Below are 3,594 nucleotides of genomic sequence, written 5' to 3' on the forward strand. Positions count from 1 at the left end.
AAATAAATATAGTTGGTGACTTCTTATTCATTGGAGTCCGTTGGTATAAAAATGGTAAAACTATCTGCTGCAATTATAACGTTTAATGAAGAACACAACATTGAGCGCTGCATAAAATCACTCATAGGTATTGTCGATGAAATTGTCGTCGTCGATTCCTATTCTACAGATAAAACGAAAGACATTTGCCTTAAGTATGATGTTAAGTTCATTGTTAATGAATTTAAAGGACATATTCAACAGAAAAACTATGCCCTAACTCAAACGACTTACGACCATGTTCTCTCTCTCGATGCAGATGAAGCACTTGATGATCAGCTCAGAGAAAGTATTCTTAAAGTGAAGGAAAACTTTACTTCTGACGGATATTTTTTCAATCGACTCACAAATTATGTGGATAAGTGGGTCTATCACTGTGGATGGTATCCCGATAGAAAACTTAGACTCTTTAATAAGACGAAGGCAAAGTGGGCCGGAGTTAATCCTCACGACATTATAGAAATGTCACAAGGCTCTACTGAAAAATTTATTAAAGGTAATCTTCTGCATTATAGTTACGACTCTATTACGGATCATGTCACTCAAACAAATAAATTCACAACTATTGCAGCGAAAGAAGCCTACTCACGTGGAGTAAGGTCTAATTGCTTTAAAATTGTCACTCGTCCAATTCTTAAGTTCTTTAAAGACTATATTCTTAAAAGAGGGTTTCTTGATGGACGATATGGTTTTATTATCTGTTTTATAAACTCTCTTTCTGCACTTCTAAAATATTCAAAGATTAAAGATCTCCAGGACGGGAGAAATATCGAATGAAAATTACTTTCTATCACCATGTTCCACTTCCTGTAAAAAAATACGGAGGAACGGAAAGAATCCTATTCTGGCATATGAAAGAACTTGCGAGATTAGGTCATGAAGTAACTTTTCTAGGACATCCAAATTCTGAAGTAGAGAATTATGGAATTAAATTGATCCCTCTTGAGGGAGAATTTTTAAGAGATCGATGGCAAGAAAAAATCCCAAACGATACAGAAGTTGTCCATCTCCAGTACCAACCAAGCTTTGATATTGAAAAACCACTTATTTGTACTGTCCATGGAAATGGTCAGGTCGGGGAAAGCTTTCATAAGAATAGTGTTTTCGTCTCAAAGGCCCATGCAAATAATCACAATTCAGATATTTTCGTACATAACGCTCTGGATTTTGATGAATATCCTGAACCTGAAAATATTAGTAATAAAGGTCGTGATCACCTTCTTTTTCTAGCTAAGGCCAGTTGGCGAGTTAAGAATTTATCCCATTGCAAAAATGTCGCAAAGAAGACAAAGAAGCATCTCCATATTATTGGAGGAAAATCTTTTTCTCTTTCTAGACTCATTCACAATCATGGTTTTGTAGGTGGCCAAGAAAAATTAGATATCATTCGATCTTGTGACGCCCTCGTCTTTCCTGTTAGATGGCCAGAGCCTTTTGGCATTGCAATGACAGAATCAATGAGTCAAGGCCTCCCTATTTTCGGCTCACAACATGGAAGTCTTCCTGAAGTTATAGGTGAAGCTGGAAAGGCCTGTGCAAATTATGAAGAGTTCTTCGATGCTGTTGCCAACTTTGATTGCTCACTTTCTCCAAAACAAATTCGAGAGTATTGCTTAGACAAGTTCGCAATCAATACTTATTCGGAAAAGTATCTTGAGTTATATGATAGAGTCATTAAAGGCCAAAGTTTAAGTATTGAAGAACCAAGATATCTTCTGAAGGACAGAGCAGAAACACTACTCTCTTTTTAACGTACTAAAATCGACATTTCCATTTTAAAGGTCTTCTCTTGCTCAACATCCATAAGACCTTCTTTCGTGTAAAAGTCATTATTTGAGTCAACGGCATCAGTCACTCCAAATGAAGGTGCAATCCTAACAAATGGTGCTCCAGGATAAGACCAAATCGAAAGATAGGGAACATTTCCAAAATCTAGTACAACAGATTTCTCATTAAGTTTATTTTTTAAAGAAACCTCTGTTGAAGAAAAGTCCTTAAATAACATCTCTCCACCTTTGAAGGCTCCATTATCAAACTTTACTCTATTCCCTGTTAGAATTTTCTTATTATCTGCATGATGAAAGTTAACGAGTCCATTATCAAGATAGTAAGCTCCTCTATCTTCTTGGCTATCAAATTCTAGATAATAATCCTCAAGGTTTTCGTTTGAAAGGGGAATATTGAAAACAGCTCCAAAACCTAATGAGCAAAACATTTCTTTCTTATCTAAATTCTTAATTTCAAGAGAGACCGTAAGTTTTGGTCCATAAACCTTATACGTTACGACTAAGCTAAACATAAAAGGAAAGCCTTGCATCGTATCTGAGTCATGTCCAAGTATAAAGGAGACCTGATCCCTTCGTTGACTCTTAACATCAAACTTTAGATCTTTTGCAAATCCATCTTTAGCTAGTCGATAAAACTTTCTTCCAAGAAAATACTGATCATCTCTTAATCTCCCAACAATAGGAAAAATCACTTGAGAGCTATAAGGAAAAACGGCCTTATTCCCTTGCCACAAATACTCTATATTTGTGTCGAGATCGACAAGATTCTTTAGCTCTGCACCATTTCTTGAAATTGACGCAGATATAAATTCACTTTGAATATGGATTAAATCTTCATCCACCATAGATATATTATATCTTACTAATAAGTTAACTTTCACTTAAAAAAACAAACACATATATTATTTAACCTTAATTAATTGACAAGAATTATAGACTAATTTCTTGCTAGCTAATTAATATTTTGATAAACAAGCGTCTGGAGAAAGAATTTATTCTTCATCCAAGTTTGTGTTTCGTTTGTTTTCGTTAGAAGGGCTGAGTAATCAGTCCTTTTTTTTTACCTAATCCCGTAAATAGATCATTAAATTACCGATAATACGAATAATTTCCCACCCTGGTTAAGAAATCTCCGACCTTTTTAATTTTTTTTCGCAAAAAACGTGAAATAGAACTACTTTGCCTTCAACTTAGGAGGCAACGTGAGTGTAGAAAATATCGTAGAAATCAGAACGAAGAAATTTAATGTTGAAGTTACAAAAGAGGCCAATAGGATTAAGACAGTTCTTCACGATATGAAGTCTCCCCTTCAGACTTTAAAGATTATTAGTAATGGTCATCTTGATAATCACCCTCAAAAAAACGAGATTGAACAAAGATGCTTTAAACAAATGCAAAAGATCATTGATTTTGGAACTCAAAAGAAAGAAGTTATTTGTCTTCCAAACTTAGTTCAATCCTTAAAAAACCAAAAAACAGTTGAACTTAATACTCAAATAAAAACGGAACTCAAATTAAATAGAGCTTGGGTTGAATCCGACATTTCACGTGAAGAAATTGAAATCATTCTTAGTAACTTAATTAATAATGCACACAGAGCAAATTCACTAAAACATAAATCTTCATCAATCAAGATTAAGATCGTTCAAAATAATTCAAATACTCAATTTTCAGTAATCGATTACGGTATTGGCCTAGGGGAAGAAATTCATGAACTTGGACAACTCAACAGAACATTTTCAGAAAATGGAAATGGTCTAGGCCTAAA

Annotated in this window: 4 protein-coding genes; 3 read left to right on the forward strand and 1 reads right to left on the reverse strand. The window is 34.4% G+C overall.

The window, feature by feature from the left end; translation table 11 throughout:
• Window positions 1–51: 51 nt before the first annotated feature.
• Both M901_RS01320 and M901_RS01325 read left to right on the forward strand, forming a co-directional pair.
• The gene (locus tag M901_RS01320; RefSeq protein ID WP_021276357.1) at window positions 52–816 is read left to right on the forward strand and encodes a glycosyltransferase family 2 protein; all 765 of its coding nucleotides are present in this window, start codon (window positions 52–54) and stop codon (window positions 814–816) included.
• The gene (locus M901_RS01325) at window positions 813–1,790 is read left to right on the forward strand and encodes a glycosyltransferase (protein ID WP_021276356.1); all 978 of its coding nucleotides are present in this window, start codon (window positions 813–815) and stop codon (window positions 1,788–1,790) included. Before M901_RS01320 ends, M901_RS01325 begins: the two co-directional genes overlap by 4 nt.
• On the opposite strand, the gene M901_RS01330 is transcribed toward M901_RS01325, so the two are convergent.
• Window positions 1,787–2,671: an aldose 1-epimerase gene (locus M901_RS01330; RefSeq protein ID WP_021276354.1), complete on the reverse strand. Its 885-nt coding sequence runs from the start codon at window positions 2,669–2,671 to the stop codon at window positions 1,787–1,789. The two genes, M901_RS01325 and M901_RS01330, sit on opposite strands and share 4 nt — an antisense overlap.
• Before the next feature lie 357 nt (window positions 2,672–3,028).
• On the opposite strand from M901_RS01330, the gene M901_RS01335 reads away from it, so the two are divergent.
• A partial coding sequence (locus M901_RS01335) for an ATP-binding protein (RefSeq protein WP_021276355.1) occupies window positions 3,029–3,594 on the forward strand: 566 nt, incomplete at its 3' end.

The organism is Bacteriovorax sp. DB6_IX (assembly GCF_000447775.1).
Classification (GTDB): Bacteria; Bdellovibrionota; Bacteriovoracia; order Bacteriovoracales; family Bacteriovoracaceae; genus Halobacteriovorax_A.

Excerpts from the sequence above, each read along its gene's own strand:
- M901_RS01325 (WP_021276356.1), top strand. The coding sequence starts at position 813 with ATGAAAATTACTTTCTATCACCATGTTCCACTTCCTGTAAAAAAATAC.
- M901_RS01320 (WP_021276357.1), top strand. The coding sequence starts at position 52 with ATGGTAAAACTATCTGCTGCAATTATAACGTTTAATGAAGAACACAAC.
- M901_RS01330 (WP_021276354.1), bottom strand. The coding sequence starts at position 2,671 with ATGGTGGATGAAGATTTAATCCATATTCAAAGTGAATTTATATCTGCG.